This is a genomic window from Psychromonas aquatilis (assembly GCF_038155185.1).
In the GTDB taxonomy this organism is placed as follows: Bacteria; Pseudomonadota; Gammaproteobacteria; order Enterobacterales; family Psychromonadaceae; genus Psychromonas; species Psychromonas aquatilis.
This window is the reverse complement of sequence record NZ_JBAKAZ010000106.1, coordinates 1-4,729: the sequence shown is the minus strand read 5'-3', so window position 1 is coordinate 4,729 and position 4,729 is coordinate 1. Positions and strand designations below refer to the sequence as shown.

Here is a 4,729-nt window from a genome sequence, read left to right as displayed (position 1 = left end):
ATAAGTTATTTTAACAAGTAAAATAGATCAGTTAATTAGTGTGATTGGTATTATAAATAAAGTAAAAATAAATCACTTTCCAGCAATCACATTTGATTCACTCTCTTTACCGCTAAATAACCAATCTAAAAGTGACTGTAAGCTGCTGTAGCAAGCAATCCCCACAGAGCAGATCACAATTGCAATTGCCATCTGTAAGGTTAATGTCTGATCTAACATCCAAATAGCCAATAACACCGAAGTGACAGGTACTAACGCCATGATCGCCGATGCAGACACCGCTCCTAATTTATTAATACAGTAGCTCATACAAAATAACGCTAAAATACTAACCACTATACCTTGATAAGCACCCTGTAAAACAATTTCAGAGATAGGTGCAATATTTAGATGACTCGGTAAGAAAACCCAAATAGGAGTAAAAAATAACGCATTTATAATCGGTACCGACAGCAGAATCGTCTTAATATTAATCTGCCATATATTCATGGAAACAGAGTAAAATGCGATAAAAAAAGCAGCCAAAAGTAACCACATTAAAGCGCTTAGACTGGCTCCCCCACTACTGGTAAAAAGTAAAATATTGGCGACTAAAATTAAAGTTATGCCCAAATATTGAGTGCGGATTAAACGATCTTTTTTCCATACATATAAAATTAATGCACACATAATTGGCATCGTGCCATTAATTATCACCCCGGTATTGGCCGCATCGGAGATTAATAAACCAATCAAGCTAGCGCTCACGTATAACCCACCACAACATAAACTGCAGATAACAACCGGCAAAGTAAAAATAGCTTTAAGTGAGGTTTTACTAAAAACAGCATAAACAACAACTATTGCCGCTGCAGTTAAAAATCGTATGCCTGTTACATCCCACACCGTTAACGAACGTGATAGCCCCCATTTAGAAATAATGATCCAACCGGACCAAATCATCACGACGACTAATCCAGCGAGCAAACCAGTAACTTTATCAAACTTGATCGACCTTTCCATTATACTTCCTTGATAATGAGCTAATATGTGGGGATAAGACGATCAACATTAACATAAAAATACTATTTTAAAGATGATTATCTAACTGCTTGGCAGTATCGCTACCCTGCTTATAAACGACCTGTTACACTCCAAATTATTTAACACTGAAAGGCACGACAACATGTTTGAACTTAACTTTGAAATTAACCAGTTTTTAGATACTTACTGGCAAAAGAAACCCGCTTTGCTCAAACAAGGTTTTATCGACTTTCAAGATCCAATTGCGATCGATGAGTTAGCTGGATTGGCAATGGAAGAAGACTTAGAGAGCCGTCTTGTCTATCAACAAGATCAGCAATGGCATGCAGAGTGTGGACCATTTAAAAGCTTTGAACGCTTAGAGAAAGATGGTGCAACTTTATTGGTTCAAGCCGTTGATCATTGGCATCCAGATGCACAACAACTGGTACGCCCGTTCCGCTTTCTTCCTAATTGGCGTATCGATGATTTAATGATCAGTTATTCGACACCTAAAGGCGGAGTTGGACCGCACATAGATAACTACGATGTATTTATTATTCAAGGAGAAGGCAAGCGTCACTGGCGTGTAGGTGCTCGCCAAACCTTACCTGAGTTTGCAGCTCATGGCGCTTTAAAGCATTGTGCACCTTTTGAAGCCGCTATTGATGTTGAAATGGAACCTGGTGATATTTTATATATCCCAAGTGGTTGCCCACATGAAGGTTATGCTATTGAGCCATCACTTAACTATAGCGTAGGCTTTCGGGCACCAGATCAAAATGACCTATTAAGTAGCTTTACCGATCACAATATCGATAATAATGAAAATGCACTGCGTTATACAGATATCCCAATGCAAACACGTGAACAGCCAGGTTGTATTGAACAAACAGAATTAAATAAAATACACCAAGTTATGTTAGCAAACTGTCAAACACCTGAGAGTTTAATACCTTGGTTTGGCTGTATGATCAGTGAAGCAAAGCACGACTTAGATATTGCTGCCCCAGAGCATCCACTTAGCGATCAAGAGATTATTGAGTTTTTAGAAGATGGCGCGCAATTTACTCGTTTAGGCGGCTTAAGAGCGGTTTATTTTGAGCAACAGCCTGATCTGATGTTTATTAATGGAGCACAATATAACTGCGAAAACTTTACCAAGCTTGCGCATTATTTATGTGACCAAGATGAAACAGCAAGTGAATTACTTGTGCTATTTCAAGATCAGCCTAAAGCACTTAGCCTATTCACGAAATTAGTAAACTCAGGCTATTGGTACGCTGAATAAAGCAATGCTAAAGGTGCTACTTAACAAGGTAGCACCTTTTAAATAGTTACGCGCGTGGCTTTAATGCCTTGATCCTTGATAGCACTTTTACATAATGATTTATTAGTTGCAATGGCTCACTAATGAAGGCGTTTTAACACATATTCAATTAACAACCTGACCCTTAACGGGATATTTACTCTGTCTCGATACAGAATAGAAATAACCTGCTCTGGGCTTTTCCAACCTGGTAATACTTGCTTTAATTTGCCCTGTTTTATCAAAGGGTATGCAATGTAATCTGGTACATAACTCACCCCTAATCCCGCTTTAACGGCATTAATCATCATTTGGATTTCATCTGTTTCAAGACAAATTTGATGCTCGGGGTTATATTGGTATTGTTCACCTGTTGATGAATTCTCTAATTTCCATGGTTTCAAACCAATGCAGGTGACCTTTTTAACATCATTTAACTGCTCAGGACGAACCAGATAATCCAAATCAATAGCGGCATTACAACATAAGATATTTCCAGTTAACTTTAGTTCTCGAGCCACCCAATTATCAATGGTTGAATTCCTCACCCTAAAAGCAACGTCAATTCCCAACGCTTCGATATCAACCAGATCATTAGAAAAACGTAAATCCAATTGAATTTCAGGATAATCAGCTAAAAAGTCACAAAATATCTCACTCAATATTTGCTGTCCTAAATAGATAGGAGCAGTCACTCTTATCTGGCCTTTAGCTTGGTTCTTTTCATTATCTAGATCTAACTCGATATTATCTACTTGTTCAAACAAGCCTTTATAACGAGCATAATATTGCTCACCAATATGAGTTAACGTAACACGGTGGGCATTTCGCTCAAGTAACCTCAACTGTAGGTCAGTTTCTAATTGCCTTACTCTTCGACTGAGGGTAGATAAGGGGATATCGAGTTTTTTTGCTGCTTTTTTAAAGCTACTGAGGCTCGCTATAATACAAAAATAGCGTAAGTCATCGAGGGAGTATTTAGCTTTCATATTGATGCTAACTAATTAGGTTATGAAAGGGGTTGAATAGATTTTAAGAAGGATACCTATTCAACAAGATGCTCAGTGCTGATCACACTTAAATAACACGTCGTGATTGCCAATAATGCTTACTCCAGTAAACGTTAGACAATGAAGATATTTTTGTACCTTTACTGCTCGACACATGGAAGAACTCATTATTTCCCATATAAATCCCAACATGGCGTGTTGTTCTGCTGGTTTTAAAGAAAACAAGATCACCCACTTTCAGTTCACTTTTTTTAATTCGATAGCCTTCTGTAGCCTGGTACTCAGTCGTGCGTGGAAGGTCTATTTTAAAGCTGTTTTCAAATACTTTTTGTACCAAACTAGAACAATCAATCCCATTTATCGACTCTCCACCCCATTTATATGGGCTACCAACCCAATGTGAGTATTCATTACGAAGCATTGCATATAAAAGCTCTTCTTCTTTCATTGCTGAAGATTGTGACGTAGAGGTTATTTGATTATTTTTTTTCTTAGCGCTGTGTTTTACTGTTTTTTGAGCACTTTCATTGCTACTTCCCCACTGCTCAGGAGATGAACTACATGCTGCCAAGCCAAGTACAAGTGGTAAGATAGCTAGCTTTCGATAATTTATATTAAGCAATCGTTTAGGCATTTCAGTCATCCATCAGTCAGTAAATAAGTTATTTATGCATTATTAGTTTACACAGTAAATACATTGGGTATTTTACCATGGCTGATAAAACAGAGTCTTTTTAACGTTCATACGGTTAAGTTATTTAAACAAGAGAAAACCAGTATAAAGTTAATTATATGCATGTATTATCTAGCTATCTGCCCATACCATTCTGATTTCAGTATTAACCATCTAGGCAATATAAAGCTTACAGCTATTGAGTGCCTGAGTACTTAAAAGCAAGAGTAGATCGACTTTAGTAGAGCGTTTAAAACGTTCAAAAAAGCGATTTAATGAACTCAAGAAACAAAGTTAAACATGCTATTTAAACTAGTTTCCCATGAAGTTTTGATAGAATCAACTAATTGCTTAGCATATAAATAGATTAGTGAACTTTATCAATAAGATATACTTTTAAAAATTAAATATTTAATAAAATATACACACTATTAATAAAATATATGGAAAGTAAGAATGAGTATAATGAGTTAATTATGCCAATCTAAGTAAAAATATGATCTAATTGATTTATCAATTGTGATCAAAGCAACTCAAGATGGAGCCATATAAAAAGACAGATTTTAAAGTACTTACCCGTAAGCAAACTTCATTGCAAATGAAAACACGCTTACTGGCTTTAGCATATTTTCAAGATGGCCATTCACGAACCCAAATAGCTCAGTTCCTAAAAGTGAGTAGACTGTAGTGGTCTAATGATCTCGGACACCATTTAAGGTGGTATTATTATCACTT

General features: G+C 36.6%; 4 protein-coding genes. 1 reads left to right on the top strand and 3 read right to left on the bottom strand.

The window, feature by feature from the left end:
* Positions 1-72: 72 nt before the first annotated feature.
* Complete coding sequence (locus tag V6256_RS14875; RefSeq protein WP_341599056.1) at positions 73-1,002, bottom strand: DMT family transporter; 930 nt, start codon at positions 1,000-1,002, stop codon at positions 73-75.
* A gap of 163 nt (positions 1,003-1,165) precedes the next feature.
* On the opposite strand from V6256_RS14875, the gene V6256_RS14870 reads away from it, so the two are divergent.
* A complete protein-coding gene (locus V6256_RS14870; protein ID WP_341599055.1) occupies positions 1,166-2,293 on the top strand; it encodes a ribosomal protein uL16 3-hydroxylase in 1,128 nt (375 codons plus the stop codon).
* A gap of 119 nt (positions 2,294-2,412) precedes the next feature.
* Here V6256_RS14870 and V6256_RS14865 read toward each other — a convergent pair whose 3' ends face one another.
* Positions 2,413-3,300 (bottom strand): LysR family transcriptional regulator, encoded by an 888-nt coding sequence (locus V6256_RS14865; RefSeq protein ID WP_341599054.1) that lies wholly within the window; start codon positions 3,298-3,300, stop codon positions 2,413-2,415.
* Between the two features lie 88 nt (positions 3,301-3,388).
* A complete protein-coding gene (locus V6256_RS14860) occupies positions 3,389-3,955 on the bottom strand; it encodes a C40 family peptidase (RefSeq protein WP_341599053.1) in 567 nt (188 codons plus the stop codon).
* Positions 3,956-4,729 lie beyond the last annotated feature (774 nt).